This is a genomic window from Rhodoferax sp. ZS1R8 (assembly GCF_056521325.1).
The window spans coordinates 130103-149860 of the sequence record NZ_JBWMBA010000001.1 but is presented as its reverse complement, the minus strand read 5'-3'; the positions used below and the strand labels follow the sequence as shown (position 1 = coordinate 149860).

At 62.2% G+C, this 19758-nt stretch carries 19 protein-coding genes; 8 read left to right on the top strand and 11 right to left on the bottom strand.

Annotated elements, in window-relative coordinates; all coding sequences use genetic code 11:
- Positions 1–90 precede the first annotated feature (90 nt).
- Both AC097P_RS00725 and AC097P_RS00720 read left to right on the top strand, forming a co-directional pair.
- A complete protein-coding gene (locus AC097P_RS00725) occupies positions 91–963 on the top strand; it encodes a creatininase family protein (protein ID WP_479608455.1) in 873 nt (290 codons plus the stop codon).
- Positions 964–994: 31 nt separating this feature from the next.
- Positions 995–2242 (top strand): sensor histidine kinase, encoded by a 1248-nt coding sequence (locus tag AC097P_RS00720; protein WP_479608454.1) that lies wholly within the window; start codon positions 995–997, stop codon positions 2240–2242.
- Between the two features lie 118 nt (positions 2243–2360).
- On the opposite strand, the gene AC097P_RS00715 is transcribed toward AC097P_RS00720, so the two are convergent.
- The 9 genes from AC097P_RS00715 to AC097P_RS00675 form a co-directional block, all read right to left on the bottom strand.
- A complete protein-coding gene (locus tag AC097P_RS00715; RefSeq protein WP_479608453.1) occupies positions 2361–3404 on the bottom strand; it encodes a formylglycine-generating enzyme family protein in 1044 nt (347 codons plus the stop codon).
- Entirely contained in the window at positions 3386–4054 is a 669-nt protein-coding gene (locus tag AC097P_RS00710; RefSeq protein ID WP_479608452.1) for a histidine phosphatase family protein, read from the bottom strand. The genes AC097P_RS00715 and AC097P_RS00710 overlap by 19 nt, the downstream gene beginning before the upstream one ends.
- A 92-nt stretch (positions 4055–4146) precedes the next feature.
- A complete protein-coding gene (locus AC097P_RS00705) occupies positions 4147–5118 on the bottom strand; it encodes a threonine dehydratase (protein WP_479608451.1) in 972 nt (323 codons plus the stop codon).
- Positions 5115–5819, bottom strand: a complete 705-nt coding sequence (locus AC097P_RS00700) for a VOC family protein (RefSeq protein WP_479608450.1) — start codon at positions 5817–5819, stop codon at positions 5115–5117. The genes AC097P_RS00705 and AC097P_RS00700 overlap by 4 nt, the downstream gene beginning before the upstream one ends.
- A 2-nt stretch (positions 5820–5821) precedes the next feature.
- The gene (locus tag AC097P_RS00695) at positions 5822–6796 is read right to left on the bottom strand and encodes a PhzF family phenazine biosynthesis protein (RefSeq protein WP_479608449.1); all 975 of its coding nucleotides are present in this window, start codon (positions 6794–6796) and stop codon (positions 5822–5824) included.
- A gap of 104 nt (positions 6797–6900) precedes the next feature.
- Entirely contained in the window at positions 6901–7572 is a 672-nt protein-coding gene (locus tag AC097P_RS00690; RefSeq protein ID WP_479608448.1) for a glutathione S-transferase family protein, read from the bottom strand.
- A gap of 4 nt (positions 7573–7576) precedes the next feature.
- On the bottom strand, positions 7577–8782 hold the full coding sequence (locus tag AC097P_RS00685; protein ID WP_479608447.1) for an aminotransferase-like domain-containing protein: 1206 nt from the start codon (positions 8780–8782) through the stop codon (positions 7577–7579).
- Between the two features lie 323 nt (positions 8783–9105).
- Positions 9106–10053: a DMT family transporter gene (locus tag AC097P_RS00680; RefSeq protein ID WP_479608446.1), complete on the bottom strand. Its 948-nt coding sequence runs from the start codon at positions 10051–10053 to the stop codon at positions 9106–9108.
- Positions 10050–10661, bottom strand: a complete 612-nt coding sequence (locus tag AC097P_RS00675) for a LysE family translocator (RefSeq protein WP_479608445.1) — start codon at positions 10659–10661, stop codon at positions 10050–10052. Before AC097P_RS00675 ends, AC097P_RS00680 begins: the two co-directional genes overlap by 4 nt.
- 142 nt (positions 10662–10803) lie before the next feature.
- On the opposite strand from AC097P_RS00675, the gene AC097P_RS00670 reads away from it, so the two are divergent.
- From AC097P_RS00670 to AC097P_RS00645, 6 genes are all read left to right on the top strand, one after another.
- Positions 10804–12240, top strand: coding sequence for an aminotransferase-like domain-containing protein (locus AC097P_RS00670; protein ID WP_479608444.1), 1437 nt, complete (start codon positions 10804–10806; stop codon positions 12238–12240).
- A 185-nt stretch (positions 12241–12425) separates the two neighbouring features.
- Complete coding sequence (locus AC097P_RS00665) at positions 12426–12608, top strand: DUF3606 domain-containing protein (protein ID WP_479608443.1); 183 nt, start codon at positions 12426–12428, stop codon at positions 12606–12608.
- Positions 12609–12627: 19 nt separating this feature from the next.
- Positions 12628–15192 carry a DNA ligase D gene (gene ligD / locus AC097P_RS00660; protein WP_479608442.1) on the top strand — a complete coding sequence of 855 codons (2565 nt, stop codon included), beginning with the start codon at positions 12628–12630 and terminating at the stop codon, positions 15190–15192.
- Positions 15193–15825: 633 nt separating this feature from the next.
- Positions 15826–16080, top strand: coding sequence for a GlsB/YeaQ/YmgE family stress response membrane protein (locus AC097P_RS00655; protein ID WP_479608441.1), 255 nt, complete (start codon positions 15826–15828; stop codon positions 16078–16080).
- Between the two features lie 126 nt (positions 16081–16206).
- Positions 16207–16719, top strand: a complete 513-nt coding sequence (locus AC097P_RS00650; protein ID WP_479608440.1) for a YidB family protein — start codon at positions 16207–16209, stop codon at positions 16717–16719.
- A complete protein-coding gene (locus AC097P_RS00645; protein ID WP_479608439.1) occupies positions 16697–16987 on the top strand; it encodes a hypothetical protein in 291 nt (96 codons plus the stop codon). The genes AC097P_RS00650 and AC097P_RS00645 overlap by 23 nt, the downstream gene beginning before the upstream one ends.
- Positions 16988–17195: 208 nt before the next feature.
- On the opposite strand, the gene AC097P_RS00640 is transcribed toward AC097P_RS00645, so the two are convergent.
- Positions 17196–18419, bottom strand: coding sequence for an HDOD domain-containing protein (locus tag AC097P_RS00640; protein ID WP_479608438.1), 1224 nt, complete (start codon positions 18417–18419; stop codon positions 17196–17198).
- A 33-nt stretch (positions 18420–18452) separates the two neighbouring features.
- The gene (gene flgL / locus AC097P_RS00635; protein ID WP_479608437.1) at positions 18453–19757 is read right to left on the bottom strand and encodes a flagellar hook-associated protein FlgL; all 1305 of its coding nucleotides are present in this window, start codon (positions 19755–19757) and stop codon (positions 18453–18455) included.
- Between the last annotated feature and the right edge of the window lies 1 nt (position 19758).

Genomic DNA, 19758 nt, shown 5'->3' with positions numbered 1-19758 from the left:
AGCGCCAAACGCCGCAGGCCATGGCCCGATTGTGGCACTGCACCCGAGCGCGTTACCATGGTCGCTTCGTTGGACAGCCGATTTTGACCCATGCCTGAAGCACCCCCTTCTTCCGCTGCCGCGCCCGCCCCTTCGCGCTACTGGGCTGACTGGAGCACGCGCGACTTTGCCCAACGCCAAGCCAGCGGTATCTTGCAGCAGACGATCGCCGTGCTGCCGGTGGCTGCCACCGAGCAGCATGGGCCGCACCTGCCGCTGCAGGTTGACCGCGCGCTGGTCGATGGCGTCATTAGCGCTGCTTTGCACCACCTGTCGGCCGACGTGCCGGCGCTGTTCCTGCCCACGCAGGCCGTGGGCCTCAGCCCCGAACATGCCCGCTTTGCAGGCACGCTGACACTGAAGGCCGAAACCACGATACGGCTGTGGACTGATATTGCCGAGAGTGTGGCGGCCAGCGGCGTCAAAAAGCTGGTGCTGCTCAATTCCCACGGCGGCCAGGTGGGGGTCATGGACATCGTGGCCCGCGACCTGCGCGCGCGGCTGGGTATGCTGGTCTACAGCGTCAACTGGTTCGGCCTGCCGCTGCTGGGGCCGCACGGCGAGGATGTGAATGCGCTGTTCAGCGCGCACGAGCACCGCTTTGGCATCCACGCTGGCGACATCGAAACATCGATGATGCTGGCGCTGGCCCCGGATTTGGTGGACATGGCGCAGGCGCAAAACTTTGCATCCACGTCGGAAGACCGGTCGAAGGCGTTCGCCATTCTGGGCAATGGCAAAAGCGCCAAGCTGGGCTGGCAGATGCAAGACTACAACCCCCACGGCGCAGTGGGCAACGCGGCCAATGCCAGCGCCGACAAGGGGCGTGCCGTGTTGGACGCAGCCGGCCGCGCGCTGGCAGGTCTGCTGGCCGAGCTGCACCAACTGCCGCTGGACACGCTGAGCAACGGCGTGGCCCGGTAAACCGGGTGCTGTGACCCTGCAGATTCACGCCATGAATACGGACCTTAGCAAAGCCGCTTTGGGCCGCATGGACCGCCTGGTGGGCTGGTTTATCCCGCACCGGCTGGTGCTGGATGAACATGCACTCACGGCCAGCCGGATGTTTGTCTATATTTGCCTGATCAATTCGGTGTTCTCGCTGCTGTACGTGTTCACGTCGCTGGCCATCGGTTTTGCGATGGGTGCGCTGTTGATGTCCACCGGCATCGTTTTCTTGTTTGCCGCGCTGTTCTACTTCCGCACCACCGGCAGGCTGCGGCCCAGTGTCAACTGGTATATGGCCAACGTGGCCTTTGTCGCGGTCATGGGCTGCAGCTTTTTCTCTGGCGGCCTGCATTCGCCGGTGCTGCCGTGGTTCACGCTGATCCCGGTGGCGGCGGTGCTGCTGCTGGGCTATGGCGTGGATGCGCTGGTCTGGTTTCTGGTGTGCTTCGCGATCTCGGTATCTTATGGTGCGGCCAGCCTGCAGGGCTACGAGTTCCCACGGATGTATGACCAGGACTACGCCACGGCGTTCAACATGGTCTGCATCGGCGGTCTGGTGGCCGTGCTGTTCCTGTTCGCGTTGACCTTTGACCACATCAGCAGCACCGCTGTGCAAGAGGTGCTGGACAGCCGAAAGGCGCTGGAGCATCTGGCCCGCAGCCAGGAGCGCATGGCCGAGCGCGGGCGTATCCTGCGCAATATGCACGATGGCGTGGGCGCCCACATCAGTTCGGCCATGCGCCAGCTGCAGGGGTACGACGCCGATGATCCCACGATGGACGCGCGCAACGAAGTGCTACAGACATTGCGCGACGGGCTGGACCATCTGAAGCTGTCGATAGACGCCATCCACCTGGCACCGGGCGATGTCACGGCCCTGCTGGCCAATATGCGCTACCGCATGGGGCCGCGCTTTGCCGGTATGGGCATTGAACTGCAGTGGGATGTGGACCTGCTGCCGATTTGCGAGAAGCTGGACGCCAGTGCCATGAGCGAGTTGCAGTTCATGCTGTTTGAGGCCTTGTCCAACGTGTTGCAGCATGCAAAAGCGCACGTTTTGCGCGTTGAAGGCCATGTACAGGACGGCAACCAGGTCTTCGTGCGCCTGGTGGACGATGGGTGTGGTTTCGACCCGGCCAAGCACACCCGCAACGGTTTGGCTACGATGCGCGAGCGCGCGCTGTCGATCGGCGCGCAACTGCACATCAGCAGTTCCCCTGGCAACACGGTTGTCGAAATTCAGTTGTCGGTCTAGCCCCCCACGCTGCGCTCCTGTGGGGGTCGCTGATCATGCCCCGGCAGAGACTCGGCTCTTCAGGCTGTCTAACGCCACGCGGGTGGCTTTGGAGCCGTGGCCTTCAGCCCCTTGGTAGCTAGGGGCGGCTTGGCGGGGTAGTGCTTGTTCCGCGATCAGTTGCCTCTAGCACGAGGCGGATGCCCACCAGCGTGTAGCGCGTCTCTGGAGAGTTCCAGTTGCGGTAGCTGGACCTCACATACAGCGGCCAGCTGTGCCAAGAGCCCCCGCGGCGTACGTAGACCGTGCCTTCGGCCGGGCCTTGTGGATCGTCCACCGGAGAGTGGGCGTAGTAGTTCTCATCATGCAAGTCGCTGGTCCATTCCCAGGCATTGCCATGCATGTCGTACAGGCCAAACGCATTGGGCGCAAATGACGCTACTGGTGCCGTGAACGCATAACCGTCATCGCCCAGCAGCGCATGGTTGGCGAAAGCCGGCCACATGGGTTTTGCGTGCGCGTCGAACACATTGGCGACGCGTACCAGGCCTTCGGGGTCGTCGCCATGGTGGTAGCGGGTACGCGTGCCGCCACGGGCCGCGTACTCCCATTCGGCCTCCGTGGGCAGCCGGTAAACACGGCCCTCGGTGGCACTGAGCCAGCGGGCCATGAACTGGGCATCGTTCCAGGTCACATTGACGACTGGGTGCGCATCGGTCTGCGCAAAACCGGGGTTGTTCCAGCTGTAGCGCGGGTCGCGCCCCTCAAACTGCTCGCCGCGCGCGCCTCTGGCCGGCACGTAGCGCGGGTTGTAGCCATAGCCACCGGTGCCATCGGCAACAGACTCGGGAACATACCCGGACGCGGCGATGAAGCGTCGGAATTGGCCCACGGTGACCTCGGTGCGGCCCAGGTAGAAGTCGCGCGTGATGCGCACGCGGTGCACCGGTGCCTCGTCGCCAAGCGCCTCGAGGCGCCGGCGCTCCATCAGCGGGTACGCTTGCTCTAGCGCTGCGACGGTTTCGTCGCTACCCATCATGAATTCGCCGGCCGGTATACGCACCATGGTCATACCCAGGGTGTTGACCACTGGTTCGCCACGCGGGCCTGCGGCGTGCGGGTCGGCGGCGCTGACGCTACAGCTGGCGCCGACCAGCAAAAATTTCAGGAGTAGGTGATCCATGGTGCATATTCTGCACCGTCCAGATGGGCCAAGGTGTTAAAGCTCAGTAACAAATGGCGCTTGGGCGTGTACTGAAATTCGGTCACTGCGCTGTTGCGGATCTGCAGGTTCAGCTCGATCGTCTTCTCAGGCAGCGTGCCCAAAATGTGACCGATAGCTGTGGAGATGGGTCCGCCGCTGCTGACCAGCAGCACATCGCCGGTGTGTTGTTTGCGCACATGGTCCAGCGCACTGGTTATGCCCGCCACGAAGGCGTCATAAGTGGGCATGCCCTTGGGCGTCAGCACGCCGTTCATCCACTGCGTCAGGCCATCACGCAACAGGCGGAAGTGCAGCTTGTACGACTCCGGCGTGGTTGGCGGCTCCAGCGGGCCGGGGTGGATGGCCGTGATCACCGCGTCGGCATCGTATTCGTTGAGGCCGGGCCACAGCGTGGGCTGCAGCTCCAACCCCGCGCCCTTGGCAATGCCGGCGTAGGTCTGCGCGTGGCGCCGGAGCGTGCCGGTCAGCACCGCTTCAAAACGGTTGCCCTTGGATGCGAAGTATTCACCCAGGCGAACGCTCTGCTTGTGGCCGAGTTCGCTCAGGTTGTCATAGTCGGCGGCACCAAAAGACGCCTGCCCGTGTCGTACCAGATAGAGTTTTCCCATGTCGGGAATCTAAGGCACGGTGCGGGGTTTCCGTTGTCATTGGGGCGACACGTGCCCCAGAGTTGCCCCCTGCTTGTAGGGGCGCATTGAACCTAAGCCTGCTTTGTCCCCGACAAGACGTTTGCAAACGTTGCGCTGTCGACATTGCCGCCGCACAAGGTCAGGCCCACGGTGAGCCCTTTGAGCGTGTCGCGCTCTTGCATGGCTGCAGCGAAGGCCGCGGCGCCTGCGCCCTCAGCCACGTTGTGGGTGCCGGCAAAGATGTCTCGCATGGCCTGGGCGACTTGGGCGTCCGTCACCTGCACGATGTGGTCGATCTGGCCTTGCAAAATGGCCAACGCCTGGGCATCTGCCACCCGGCAGGCCATGCCGTCGGCCAGTTGCGTGGTTACCGGGGCTTCAACAACCCGGCCAGCGGCCAGGGAATCGGCATAGGTAGTGGCGTGGGCGCTGACGACACCGACGATGCGCACGTGGTGGCCCAGTGCGCGTTTAGCTGCAATGGCGGAGCAGGCCCCCGAACCCAGGCCAATGGGCACGTAGACCACATCCAGTGCTGGCACCGCCCGGAACAGCTCCCACCAATAGGTGCTGACGCCGCGCAACAGATCCACGTGGAAGCTGGGCACCATGTGGGCGCCACGTTGCTGGGCCAGCGTGGTGGCGTGTTCGCGGCTTTCCTGAAAGTCGGCCCCGTGTTCGATCAGCGTAGCCCCCAGCGCGCGCATGGCCGCATTCTTCTCCACCGAGTTGCCGTGGGGCACAACGATGGTGCAACGCACACCATGGGCGCGCGCTGCCCAACCAATGCTCTGGCCATGGTTGCCCCGCGTGGCGCTGATAACCTCTGCGGGCAGCGTCTTGTTGCGCGCCAGTTGGTCAAAGTAGGTCAGGCCACCGCGAATCTTGAAGGCGCCCACCGGGGTGTGGTTCTCGTGCTTGAGCCAGCAGGCCGTGCCCAACTTTTCCGCCAGCAGCGGCCACGCGTACTGCGGGGTGGCGGCGAAGGAGCGGTAGACAACCTGGGCGCTGTTTTCGATGTCGTGCAGGTTAGGCAGATTCATGGTGCAGTGGAGTGGAGGGTGACGAGGCCCTTAGGCGTTGTCAGGGTTGCGCTCAGGCATGGCGGGCCCGTGATCGCTGTGGTGGATGACAGGCCCAGTGCCGCGTAGGCGCAGTTCAATGCCGCGGCCTGCGGGTGCTGCGCACGCAGGCTGTGCAGGGTGACGCCGCTGGCAGGCATCGCGTTGGTTGGGTGGGTGTCACCCCACTGGATCAGTGTCGGCAGGCAGCCGTCGAACAGGCGCTGGCCGTCGCTGCGCACACTGATCTGCCACTGCAGCAGGCCACCGGGCGTGGGGCGGAACGCCTGCACCGCGTCGCCACGGTCTATGCCCTGGCTTGCCAGCGTGGCCAGGGCTACGCTGATGTCGGGCACGCTGGCGATCCAGTGTGTGAGCCGGGGGCCGTGCTGCGTGATCTGCGCCTGCAGCGCCAGGTCATCCATGTCAAACCAGCGTCTAGCCCCCGCGGGGAGCGCGTGAGCAGCTCCTGAATTGATAGCAATTATTTCCAGGTATGCGGTGCGGTGTTGGTCCGTGGCGATCTTCAGCAGCCGGTTGTGCGTGCCCATCAGCGGGTGTTCACCGCCGGGGCCGGGCGTGACGCCCAGCGTAGCCTCGCACCAGGCCACGCCTTGGGCGAGGTCGCTGGCCATCACCACCAAGTGGTCTACCGAAGCTACCCGGCGGTCGATGGACGCCATGGCTACAACAGCACGGTGCCGTTGATGCAAGTCACCGCATCACCGCCCACCCATACCTGGCCGCTGGTGTCCTGGCGGATATGTACGCGGCCTTGCACGCCCAGGCAGGTGCCTTGGGCAGCGGTGTACTGTTTGGGCGCGTGGCCATCGGCAATCAGCCACTGGGCCAGGCTGGCGTTGAAGCTTCCGGTGACCGGGTCTTCGCCAATGCCCTTGCCGTGGTCGAAAAAGAAGCGCACTTCCACGGTCGGTTCCTCGCTGGTGCCGCTCTGCGCCGTGCTGGCACCACCACCACCGGCAAAGGCCCGCGCCTCGCGGTTGGAGCGGCCGATCAGGCCTGCGCCGCGCGCTGCTACTGCCGTGTCCGCTTGCACGGTGGCCACACCCACGCCGCTGATACCGGCCGCGCTGAGTACGGTGTTGAGCTTGGCGGCGTCGGGCTCCAACCCCAGCAGCACGGCATGGTCGTCGATCAACAAACCGAAGTGGGAGGGGCCATTGTTCTGGTGCTGGCTGGCCACGATGTGGGCTAGGGGCAGACCCAGTGCATCGGCCAGGGCTGCCACCAATTCTGGTGTGGCATCGCTACGGCGCAACGGGGGCGCGGCAAACGCCGGGCGGCCGCCGGTCTGGTTGATGCGGATCAGGCCGACCTTGCACTCTTGTACGACCAGCCCCGACTGCTTGGGAACACCGCCGTGCTCCAGCCAGGCGTGGCAGCTGCCCAGCGTGGGGTGGCCGGCAAACGGCATTTCGTACCCGGGCGTAAAGATGCGCACTTGGTAGTCCGCACCCTGGGCTGCGCCGTCGGGTGTGGGTGGCAGCAGGAAGGTGGTCTCCGACAGATTGGTCCAGCGGGCAAATTGCTGCATCACCTCGGTGCTCAGGCCCGTGCCATCCAGCACCACAGCCAGCGGGTTGCCCAAGTAGGCTTGGGCGGTGAACACGTCGACTTGTTTGAAAGGGCGTTGGTGCATAGAAATCTATTTTGATGAATGAGTGCCGCCGGGCCGCCCCAAGGCGCGAAGGCCCCCTCGGGGGGGCAGCGACCCGCGAAGCGGTGGAGCGTGGGGGCAATATGTCAGCTCAGGGTTACATCCAGCACACCACGGCTGGCCGGGCGCTGCTGCAGCTGGCCGAACCAGCGCTGCACGTTGGGGAAGGCCTGCAACTCCAGGCGGGTCACGCCATAGGCATCAAACTGCGCGGTGCGCATGCCCCACCAGCGGTGCATTTCGCAGCCCAAGGGGATGTCGGCCATGCCAAAACTCTCACCACCCATGTAGGCATGTTTTTGCAAATGGTTGTCCAGCAGCGCCAGCAGGGGCTCGGTTGCTGAAACCGATTGCTGGATCACATCGGCATTGCGCGCGTCGGCGGCCGTGCGTACCAGTTGCAGGAAGGCCGGGCCACCAGCGCGGTTGAATGTGGTTTGTTGCCAGTCCATCCAGCGCTCTGCGTCAAAGCGCGGCTCTAGTTCATCAGGATAGAACTTGAGTTCGGCGCCATAGCGCGCGCACAGGTAGCGCAAGATGGCGTTGGACTCCCACAGCGTGAAGTCGCCAATCTCCAGCAACGGCACCAGCCCATTGGGGTTCTTGCTCTGGTACTCCGGCGTCGTCGTGATGCCATAGGCTGCCCCCGCATCGGTACGTTGAAAGTCCAGGCCCAGCTCCTGCGCGGCCCACACGACTTTGCGCACGTTCAAAGAGCTGATGCGTCCCCACAGGCGGATGGTGGTGTCGTCCGTCATCGCTTCAACTTGTCCTGTGTTCGCGGATGGCAGCCGCCAGCGCGGCCACGCCGGTGCGGATCTCATCCACATTGGGTGTCACGAAGGACAGGCGCATGGTGCGCGGATCCGCATGGTCGTTGTAGAAGGCGGCACCCGGAACGAAGGCCACCCCCTTGTCCACGGCCTTGGGCAGCAGTTCTTGTGCGTTCATGCCTTCTGGCAAGCGGGCCCACAGGAACATGCCGCCCACCGGGGTGTTCCACGTCACATCGCTGGGCATGTCTTTTTGCAGGGCAGCCAGCATGGCGTCGCGTTGCGACTTGTAGAGCGCGCGGATGGTGGGGATGTGGCGGTCCAGGAAACCATCCTTCATGACCTCGGCAATCATGCGCTGGTTAAAGCCGGGGCTGTGCAAATCGGCCGCCTGTTTGGCCTGCAACAGCTTGGGGTAGATGCCGTTTGGCGCCACGATGAAGCCCAAGCGCAATCCCGGTGCCAGCACCTTGGAGAACGAGCCCAGGTAGATGCAGCCCTCAGGGTTGCGCGCAGTCAGCGGCGCGGGCGGCTCGCCGTCAAACCACAGGTCGCCATAGGGGTTGTCTTCGATCAGCGGCAGGCCCAGTTCGGCCGCCTTGGCCACCAGCGCGGCGCGGCGAGCCTCGGTCATCGTGCGACCGGTGGGGTTTTGGAAATTGGGCAGCACGTAAAGGAAGCGGGCCTTGTTGGCGCCTGTGCCAACCTTGCTGGCCAGGTCGGCAATGTCAACACCTTCGTCATCGCTGGCCACGCTGACGACTTCAGGTTCCATCGGCGTGAACGCTTGTAGCGCGCCCAGGTAGGTGGGGGTTTCGACCAGCACGCGGCTGTCGGCGTCGATCAAAATTTTTGCGACCAGGTCCAGGCCTTGTTGTGATCCGGTGGTGATCAGAATTTGTGCCGGGTCTACATTCCACGGCAGGCGGGCGGCCACCATCTCGCGCAGCGGGCCAAAGCCTTCGCTGGCGGCGTATTGCAGCGCGGCTTGCGCATCATGGGTCAGCACCTGGGTACAGGCGGCCGTGAATTCGGATACGGGGAAGGTTTTGCTGGAGGGCAGGCCACCGGCGAAGCTGATGATGCCGGGTTTCTCAGTGACCTTGAGGATCTCGCGGATCACAGACGGGTTCATGCGCGCGGCGCGGCGGGCCATGGTCCAGGGGGCGGCGGTGGGGAGGTCGTTGGGTTTCATGGTTTTCGGTCTCTTTTTAGGTAATGGGGGATTTTGCTCTTGGTTTTGTCTGGGTCACGGTGCGCGTAGGGCTGTGGGTGGCAAGGGCCAGCGGTGTGCCGGGTTCCTCATGGTGCGGGTACGCACAAATCGGGACCCGGCACACCGCTGGCCCTTGCTGCGCGCGGCGCGGGAGCGCGTGAGAGGAAAGACAGCGGGGCCCGTTGCACTCGCTACAACGCCGGATTGGGCGGAGCCCGGGGGCCGACTTGGCAAGCGCAGCGCCTCTGAGGCCCCCGGGCTCTGCCCACTCCGGCAGGCACGCGACAGTAGCGAGCATGTGTTCATGCTCTCACCTGCTGCGACACAGGCATCTTCTTGCCGATAAAAACGGTAGCAATCACCGCCAACCCAAAGCCGACGGTAACGGCATCCAGCTTCTCACCCAGCAGCGGCACAGCCACCAGCATGCTCAAAAAAGGTTGCACCAGTTGCACCTGGCTAACCCGCACTGTGCCACCCAGCGCCAGCCCCCGGTACCAGGCAAAGAATCCCAGCCACATCGAAAACACCGCCACATACGCAAAACCCCACCACGCGCTGCTCTGCAAGGGCGCGGTAGGCCAGTGGTAGGCGGACAGCGGCAACGTGACGGGCAGGGCGATGACCAGTGCCCAACAGATCACATGCTCGGCCTGCATGTGCTGTGACAGCCGTGCGCCGTAGCCATATCCAACGGCAGCGCACAGCACGGCGGCCACCAAAAGCAGGTCCGCACCGCCCACCGAAACGCCGCCTGTGGCTGTGGACGCTGTAGAAGCAGCACCACCATGCATCGCCGCAAAGACAGCAACCAACACACTGCCCAACGCCGCGCACAACCAGAACCCGTTGGATGGCCGCTGGCGGTGCAGCAGCGCACCCACGGCAGCGGTAGCCAGCGGCAACACACCGATGATGACGCTGGCGTGCGTGGCCTCCACATACCGCATCGCAAAAGACGTGAACAGCGGGAAGCCAAACACCACGCCACCGGCGGTGATGGCCAGCGGCAGCCAGTCTTCGCGGCGGGGTATTGGTGCACGGGTCAGCAGCAGGAAGGCACCCGACAGCGCGGCCGCCACCACGGCGCGACCCATCGCAATGAAGAAGCCGGACATCTGCGGCGCGTCGGCCGTGCCCACGGCCATGCGCGTCATCGGCAGCGTCACCGAGAAGATGGCGATGCCCAGCAGACCCAGCCACAGGCCCTGGTTGATCTGGCGTTGGTTGGCAATGGTGGTCGTTGTCATACGGTCAGCATCCACAAGGCAGTGGCGACCAGCACCACGGCCATCACGCGGTTGAAGGCCAGCAGGCGTTTGCCGGTTTCCAGCGGGCCGCGCAGCCATTCGCGCAACAGCGAACCCAGCGTGGCGTACAGCATATTGCTGGCAAAGGCGAAGACCAGCATCGTGGGCAGCACCACGGCCAGGCGTTGGGCCGGGTCGGCGCGGCCAGCGATCCAGCCGCCCACTATGGCTAGCGCCAGCATCCACGCCTTGATGTTGACAAATTGCAGCGCCACGCCCTGCCAGAAACCCACCTGCAACCGCGCAGCATCAGCCTCGCCCAGTTGGCGGGCCTGGCTCATCTTGAAGGCCAGCCACAGAAGGTAGGCCACGCCGATGATCTTGACGACCCAGCTCAATAGCGGCACGGCCAGCACCAGGGCGCCCAGGCCCAGCGCGCAGACCAGCAGCAGCGCGCTCCAGCCCAGCGGCACGGCGCACACAAATGGCATGGCGCGGCGCAGGCCACCGTTGGCCGCCAGTGCAGTGGCCAGCGTGGTGTTGGGGCCGGGCGTGAAGCTCATCGCCGTAGCCAGCACCAGTAAAGCTGTGAATTCTTGCCAAGTCATGCAACAGACTTTATAGTTGAAATCAACACACTACCAGTACAGTTTCGAGGTCATTCAATAAAACTGTACTGGTGGTTGGGGCAACACAGGCAAACGCCGTCTGCGCGTTGCCCACTGCCACCCACAGCCCGAGGCTCGCACCATGCTGATGAAAACCGCATCCCAATCGCTAACCGAACAGCTGTGCACCCGCATTGCCGAGCGCATCCGCACCCGGCTGCTAGCGCCCGGCACCCGCCTGCCTTCGGTGCGCCAGTGCGCGCAGCAGCAGGGCGTGAGCCCGTCTACCGTGGTGGCAGCCTATGACCAGTTGCTTGCCCAGGGGTTGGTGGAAGCCCGCAAGAACCGCGGTTTCTATGTGCGAGAAATGGCTGCAGCCCTCGACGGACGGCCACAAGCAGCTCTTGATTTGATAGCGAATGATCAAACCGCAAGCCGGGGCTTCCAGGCGCAGCATGTGCCGGTAAACGCCACTGCGTTGATACGCGGCATGTTCCACGGCAGCTCGGACAAGCCCCAACCCGGGATGGGCGTGTTCCCGCCGGACTGGCTGGAAACAACGTTCATGCCTGCGGCCGTGCGCAAGGTCACCAGCAACCGTTCACTGCAATCCTTCTCCTTGCAATACGGCGAGCCGGCCGGCGACAGTGGGCTGCGCCAGTCGCTGTCGCACAAGCTGGTGGCCTACAACGTGCACGCTGCGCCCAGCCAGATCGTCACCACGGTGGGCGCCACGCATGCGCTGGATATCGTCAGCCGCACCCTGCTGCGTGCCGGTGACTATGTGATGGTTGAAGAGCCCGGCTGGGCCATCGAATTTGCCCGGCTGGCTGCCCTGGGCATGCGCATCCTGCCGGTGCCACGCCGTGCCGACGGGCCAGACCTGGACGTGATGGCGCGTTACTGCGAACTGCATGCGCCCAAGCTGTTTGTCAGCGTCAGCGTGTTCCACAACCCCACCGGCTATTGCCTGACGCCCGGCAGTGCGCACCGCGTGCTGCAGCTGGCCAATGCCTACAACTTCCACATCGTCGAGGACGACACCTACAGCCACATCGCACCCGACCACGCCACGCGGCTGTGCGCACTGGATGGTCTGCAGCGCACCATCTATGTCAGCGGTTTTGCCAAGATTCTGGCGCCGGGCTGGCGCGTTGGTTTTCTGGCCGCACCGGCTTCGCTGGTGGAGGCCTTTGTCGACACCAAGCTATTGGCCACGCTGACCACGCCGGCCCTGCTGGAAAAGGCCTTGGCCTGGTGCATAGACCAGGGCCAGCTGCGCCGCCATGCAGAACGCATCCGCACCCGGCTGGACGAAGCCCGTGCGCGCAGCGTCAAGCTTGCACTGGCCCATGGCTGCACGTTTGCCACGCCACCGGCGGGATTGTTTGGCTGGGTCGAGACGGGGGTGGATACCGATGTGCTGTCGCAGCGCATGCTGGACGAAGGCTACCTGCTGGCGCCTGGGGCGCTGTTCCATGCAGAGCGGCAACCGAGTACGTTGATGCGCGTCAATTTTGCGACCACGCAGGATGCGCAGTTCTGGAATACGTTTGAGAGGTTACGGGCGGAGCAGTGAGGCGGCTAGTCAGCACTCTCAGCGGGCCGAACAACGGTGCTTTTCGCGACGGCCGCCGAAGCCCGCCAAGAAATGAATAACCTCTCTTCTGAAGAGGCTCACTCTTGAGCTTGGTGGCCCATCGCACAGAATCAGCAGGGAGTCCCCCATAGGATGCATCGACTTACATTTCGAGGAGATCTCCAATGGCAGACAACAAGCAAAAGACCGGTCCACAAGACAGTTCACGCGTCAATACCAGCGAAGACTACGAAGTTCGGTACTGGTCTGAAAAGTTCGGTGTAACGGCCGACAAACTGAAAGAAGCCGTGAAGGCCGTGGGCCCATCCGCCAAGGCGGTCGAAGACCAACTGAAGAAGTCCCGCTAGGCACTGGCCTGTTTTAGCCATGGCGACCGCAGACAAACTTGGCCCCTACAAGGCCAAGCGCAACTTCAGCATCACGAGTGAGCCAGCAGAGGGCGGACAGGAGAACAAGAATGCGCTGACCTTTGTGGTGCAGAAGCACTGGGCCTCACGTCTGCACTATGACTTCCGATTGGAGCTCGATGGCACGATGAAGAGTTGGGCGGTCCCGAAGGGCCCAAGCTACGACCCCCGTGACAAGCGAATGGCAGTCCACGTTGAGGACCACCCGATTTCCTACTCGTCGTTTGAAGGCACGATACCGCCAAAACAGTATGGTGCTGGCAAGGTCATCATCTGGGATGAAGGCACTTGGCATCCGATTGGCGACCCCGAACAAGGCTACCGCGACGGCAACCTGAAGTTCGAGATGCGTGGCCACAAGCTGATGGGCAAGTGGGCTCTCATCCGCATGAAAGGCAAAGGCGAAAAGCAGGAGCCGTGGCTCTTGATCAAGGAGAAAGATGACCTTGCCAAGCCAGCCAGTGAATTCAGCGTTGTGGATGAATTGCCCGATAGCGTCAAAGGTCTGCCACCACCCCTGCGGCCCAAGTCCATTGCGGTCGCGCCACCAGCGCAATCCCCGACAGGAGCCAGAAAAACCGCTGCGCGCAAGACCAAGTCAACTCCACAGGTGCCGGAAGGTGCCATCAAGGCCGAACTACCGGAGAAGATGGCACCGCAGTTGGCAACGCTGGTTGAAGGGCCGCCCAGCGCCACCCAGGACTGGGTGTACGAAGTGAAGTTTGATGGATACCGTCTATTGGCGCGCATCAAGGGCAAATCCATCAAGCTGTTCACCCGCAACGGCAATGACTGGACAGCAAAGCTTGGCCCGCTGCACGATGCGCTGGCCAAGTTGGCGCTGCCCGATGGTTGGTACGACGGCGAGATCGTCGTCTTCAACGACCATGGAGTGCCGGACTTCGGCGCGTTACAAAACTCTTTCGACAGTGCCAAGACCCAGGACATCAACTTCTTTGTGTTCGACATCCCTTACTGCGACGGGTATGACCTGCGCAACGTACCGCTGGAGTCCCGTCGCCTGCAGTTGAAAGCCGTTCTAGAAAAGTCAGACACCGACGGCCCCATCCGCTTCAGCGATGCTTTCGATGCGCCCCCGGAAAGCATGGTCGCGTCCGCCTGCCAGATGGGTTTGGAAGGCGTCATCGGTAAACGGCGGGATTCGCTATACCGTTCGAGCCGATCGCCTGACTGGATCAAACTCAAGTGCAGTCAGCGCCAGGAGTTCGTGATTGGGGGGTGGACCGACCCCAAGGGCAGCCGCAGCGGGCTGGGCTCATTGCTCCTGGGTGTGCACGATGACAAAGGCGACCTGGTTTATGCCGGAAATGTGGGCACCGGGTTCAGCGAAAAGGTGCTGAAAGATCTGCAACTGAAGCTCGACAAGCTGTCCGCCAAGAACAGTCCGTTTACCCATAGCAACGGCATCGTAGGCAAGCCCCACTGGGTAGAGCCTCGGCTGGTCGCGGAAGTCAGCTTTGCGGAGTGGACCAGTTCAAACCACATTCGGCACTCCGCCTTCCATGGCTTGCGCACGGACAAAGCCCCCAGCACCATTATTCGAGAAAAAGCTGGAAGTGCACCGCGGTCCGCGAAGCCAAGTGCCAAGTCAGACAGCGCAGCTGAACTCCAGTCGCACTCGCTGCTAAGCAAGCTTCGCATAACCCACCCTGACCGTGTCATCGATGCAAGCACGGGTATCCAAAAGATTGACCTGGTGCGGTACTACGCCCTGGTAGGGCCATTGATGATGCCCCACCTGCAGAACCGTCCGGTGTCTCTGGTGCGGGCGCCCAGCGGGGTTGGAGGTCAATTGTTCTTTCAGAAACATGCCGAGACCGAGAAGCTGCCAGGGATCGAACAGCTGGACCCGGCGCTGTACATGGGCCACCCATCCATGCTTGCCGTCGCAACCGAAGAGGGATTGCTGTCAGCCGCGCAGTGGAACATGGTGGAAGTGCATACGATGAACGCGCTTGCCCAGTCGTTCGGCAAGCCGGATCGGATTGTTTTTGACTTGGACCCGGGGGAGGGCGTGGAGTGGCCAGCCATCCTGCACGGCACAGAGGCCATTCATATTTTTCTGACCCAGTTGGGTCTGCCTTCGTTCCTGAAGACGAGCGGAGGTAAGGGCCTCCACCTGGTCGTCCCCATCAAGCCCGTCCATGATTGGGCAGCAGCGAAGGAATTCTCAGCGGCTGTGGTTCGTCACCTCTCCGCCACCTTGCCGATGCTATTCGTGGCGAAGAGCGGACCGAAGAATCGTGTGGGCCGCATATTCATCGATTACTTGCGCAACGGTGTTGGAGCGACTACCGTGTCGGCCTGGTCGGCGCGGGCGCGTCCCGGCATGGGAATATCAGTGCCTCTTGAGTGGAGCGAGTTGGCAAAATTGCAAGGGGCCAATCAGTGGAACATCCGCAATGTTCAGACGCGACTGGACAAGGGCAATGCACCGTGGGCGGATTACGGGACGTCAGCAAAAGCTTTGACGCAAGCAATAAAGGTTTTGGCGGGAGAGTAGGGTGCACATTTCACCAAGTTACTCGGTGGGCTCTATTCCTATTCGACGATTCTGTCGGCCTAACGTGGGCGCTCGCACATACAGCCTTGGCATACACACATACCGTTTGTCTTCACATTTTTAAAGGAGTAGGCGATGCAAGGTTCAACAGCGGCGAATGCAGACAGTGTCACAACACGTGACCACGGGGATGCCACAAACGCCAGTGAAGCTCAAGAGCAAACGTCCAAACCGCAAAGCGTGCCAGTTCAAACCTTTAACCCAGTCATTGACGAAGTCACTGCTGCCCGTCTACGCAGAATCGCCACCGGCAGAGGCTCCGCTGGTCATGGTGAAGGTTGGTTCCACCAAACAGGGAATGTCCTAGTAGAAGCTGGGAAAGCCTCGGTATCAAAAGCCCGAGAGGTGGTCATAAACAACCCTTGGGCGTCAATCGCAGGCTCAGTTCTGGTCGGCATGATGTTAGGCCGCCGGGTGCGGTCGGGGTCGGCAAGAGCGAAACGCTGAACGGCCCGCGCCGTGAGACACCGCGCGCAGCTGCTCCGCCGGATACGGGCGCATGGGTGGCACCAGCCGCAGGTATTTTTTGTTCTTTAACCGTTCGGCTCAACGAGCCCTTCACAGGAGTAGACCATGGGGATTATTTGGACAATCGTTATCGGGTTTATCGCAGGCGTGATCGCAAAGTTCATCATGCCGGGCAGCAACGAGCCTTCGGGTTTCGTATTGACGACCATCCTCGGAATCGTGGGGGCGCTGGTTGCGAGCTTTCTCGGGCAAGCGCTTGGATGGTATGCGCCTGGTGAAGGTGCGGGGCTCATCGGCGCGGTTATCGGTGCCATTGTCCTTTTGGCTATCTGGGGGGCCATCGCCAAGCGGCGCGTGTAGGGTGCGCCGGGCGCCTTGCTGAAGGATGAATCAGAGCAAGGACCGAAAGCCGGTGGTCAATTTAATGCTTTTCATGTGGGGTCATCAACAGTCGTTGTTTCACACACAACATCAAGGAGAAATGATATGAGTCGAGGAATGCCGTCAATGGTCGCACTTTTGGGATTGCTTGCAGTCGCGGGTTATCAAAACCGGGACAAAATCGCCGACGTGATGGGGGGGCGGCAGCAAGAACCTGACGGTAGACCCGACCCAAGTGAACCGCAAAGTCAGGGAGGATTGCTCGGCAAGCTGGGCGGGCTGCTCGGCGGTGCGGGTGCTGGCAGCATACTGAGCGGTGGGCTACGCGACTTGGTCGATCGTTTTAAGCAGAACGGCCACGGCCCAGCGGCGGATTCCTGGGTCAGCACCGGTCCCAACCAACAGCTCCAGGCCGATCAACTGGAGCAGGCGATCGGCCCCGAAGCGTTGAACGCGCTTTTGAAGCAAACCGGACTCTCGCGGGAAGAGCTGCTATCCAGGCTGACCCGGGAATTGCCCACAGCGGTGGACAAATTAACGCCTGCGGGCCGGCTGCCCACAGAAGAAGAGGCCCATCGTCAAATCGAGGAAGTTCATGAGTCAAGTATTTGGTCGTGAAGTGCCTGCTCGGCATATTCACACGGCACATCGAGAGGTAGCGAAGTACTTGGTCGTCATACCAGCTGCGGAGGGCTTGATTGCCAAGCTGCTTCTTGCCAACCGAGAGCAGACAGCGGAGTTGGATGCCAATACCGAAGAGGCAACGTCAATGACCCATGGGCTGACTGCTTCGATCGGCGCTACCGGCCCGGAGTGGGACCAAGCGCTGTCAGGCTATGGCGCTGCGGAACGCGCCGCCGCAAAGGTCTATACATTTAAGACGTAAGGTCGTTCCGGTCAGACGGATAGCAGCACGCGGTGGGCGGAAAGTGTCATATTTTTTGCTTCTGATGGAGACATTCAGAGTCTATCAAGTTGGGGCCGATGGCAGTCGTTCATCGATTGTGTAACCAGCCCAAAGCATATGCAGGTCGTGGTATGCCGAGGGTCTGCTTCGCTGGGGAGTCTTGCGGCCCTTATATCTCCACATCCATCTAAACCGTTGCCAATGCCCGCAGCAACGTCCGATTCACTTCATCCGCTGGCATCTTGTGCGCCTTGCAAACCTCACGGATCATCCGAGTGTTGCTCGATTCCAGCGCACTGGCCACGGCCAGCCACGGCGCGTACGCGCCAGTCTGGCCAACAACAGCCGAGGCGATGCGGCCGGGCAGGGGCAGGCGGTGGATCGCCGCACCCAAAGGTTCGCCCAGCAACACATCCAGTTGCGATAACACGCCGCACAAAAATACTTCATGCCGCAGCGCGTCTTCTATGCCGGCATCTGCCAGCCGTTCCATGATGCGGGCGCGCAGCACCATGGCGCAGCGTATGGGTTCCAGGTTGGGGTCGGTGCTGGCTTGGGGGATCTGCTCCATCAGCCACGTGCGCAGTTTGCTGGTGCCCATCACCATCAGGCCTTGGCGCACGCTGGTGACTTCGGTGCGGGCACCCAGGTGCGCGGAATTGGCGTACCGCAGGAAGCGGTAGGTCAGCAAAGGTTCTTCACCCATGCGGTGCTCCAGCATCTCCAGCGATTCGTCGTCTTCTATGGCCTTGACCAGGGCGCGCAACATCAGGCGGGAGGGTTGGATTTGCTTGAGCCGGTGGGCATGCACGATTTCATCGGTGGGCCAGCCCGCAACGGCCCATGCGTTTCGGTGGTCCAGCGCATGCTCCAGCAGGGCCTGGCTGGCCAGCCCTTGGTAGATGCTGTCGGCCACGACCGGGCTGTTGTGCCCGGCCCGTTGCGTCTGCGGCTGTTGTGGGTTCAGCGCAAGGCGCAGTGCGGCCAGCGCTTCAAGGGGCGTCAGTGCGCGCAGGATTTTGTGGAAGCTGCTTTGCAGGGCGGGGTCGGGCGCTTCGCCGGCTTCACCGCTCCAGACCAGTGGTAGCCCGCGGGCCTGGGCCGCGCGCAAGCGGCTTGCCAGTGCGGGGTTGGCCGACAGCTGGTGGTCTTGCACCTCCAGCCACAGCGGTCCGCGTGCGGGTGCGTGGTCCAGCAGGCCGCGCAGCAGCGTGGTGTCGCACACCTGGACGAGCAGCTTGGGGGCAGCCTCGGGCCACAGCTCGGTGACGGCGTTGACTAGATGGCGGGCGTCGACGCCGCTGTGGTTGTGGTGGGTGTCTACAAACAGGCGAACGCCGCAGCAGTGGCGCTTCTGGTCCCAGATCAGTTCGTAGCCGAGCGTGACGCTGCCGAGCACCGATGGGGTCATGGGGCGTCACCCGACCGCGCGTGCCGGCCTCACTTAACTGATGTAGTTGAACAGCGACAGCTTCTGCACCTGCGCGTACGACTGCAAGGCAGCCTGGTAGCCGGTCTGTTGGCTTTGGAAATCGGATATGCCTTTAACCATGTCTAAGTCTTCCGCGCGGGAGCGGGCACTTTCGAGCTGTATGCTGCGTTTGGACTGGTTGTCGGTAATCCGATCAGCGCGGTTGAGCAAATCACCGGCTTGACCGCGTACAGCGGCAACCCGCGACATGCCGATATCAATGTTGTGCAGTGCTTGGCCGACCGCCTGCGTGGCCGCATTGTTATTGGTGGCGCCACTGATATTTTTGATCGCATCATCCAATACGCTGAAGACGCTGGGTCGTGCCCCAATAGTGATCGTGTCGCCCACGGCGGGGGTCCCGGTAATTGAAAAAGACAGACCGGGGATTCCAGAAATCGGGCCAGCGGACTTGCTGGGATAGCTGATAGTGACCGGTGCAAAGGGCGCCGGGACACCCAAGGGCGTCACAGATGGAGTTTCGGTAATGTTGTAGGTCAAAGTCGTGGTACCGGGCACTGTAGTTGTGTCCACAGCGGTGAAGGCTATGTTGTAGACGGGGTAAGGTACACCGGTTGCGGCAGTCGCCGCGCTCGCCGTTCCGGCCACAATTGGTTGGTTGGTTATGACCACGTTGTCCGTCGTCAGTGTGCGGTTCGCTGGAATGTTGCTGACGGAGACGTTGAACACGGCATCGCGTGACGGTTGGTGCATGAATGCGCTGTCCCCGTCCAGTGCGATGGGGATTGATACTTCGGAGCTAGCGAGTTGCCCCGGAAGACCGTTGAACGTGTAGTCAGGTGCGACGGCCTGCGGTCCTACAAAAGGGGTCAATGCACTTGCCAATGCTCCAAACAATGGTTGCCCGTTGGTATCCTTGCGATTTGCGAGTCCAAAAACCTGGTCACGTAGACTTTGCAGCTCTCCCGCAATGGTGGTGCGATCCGCGGGCGTATTTCCACCGCTGCCAGCCGCCACCACCAACTCGCGAAAGCGCTGTATTGCAGTATTGACGTCACCCAAAGTACCTTCGGCCTGGGTAATGGAGTCGCGCTGCGCTTCCAGTGCACGCTGGTCCGCTTGTATTCGGCTAATGCGGGTCATCGCGCGTTCGGCTTGGGCAGCTGCAGTGGGGTCATCGCTTGCAGTGTTGACACGCTTTCCGGAGGTCAGTTGCTCCTGCAGATTGCTCAGCGCGGTTTGGCGCTCCAGGAGATGGCTACGCGCGCTGTCGTAGGTGTTGGCGGTGCCTAGGCGCGAAAAGGAAGGGGTGGACATA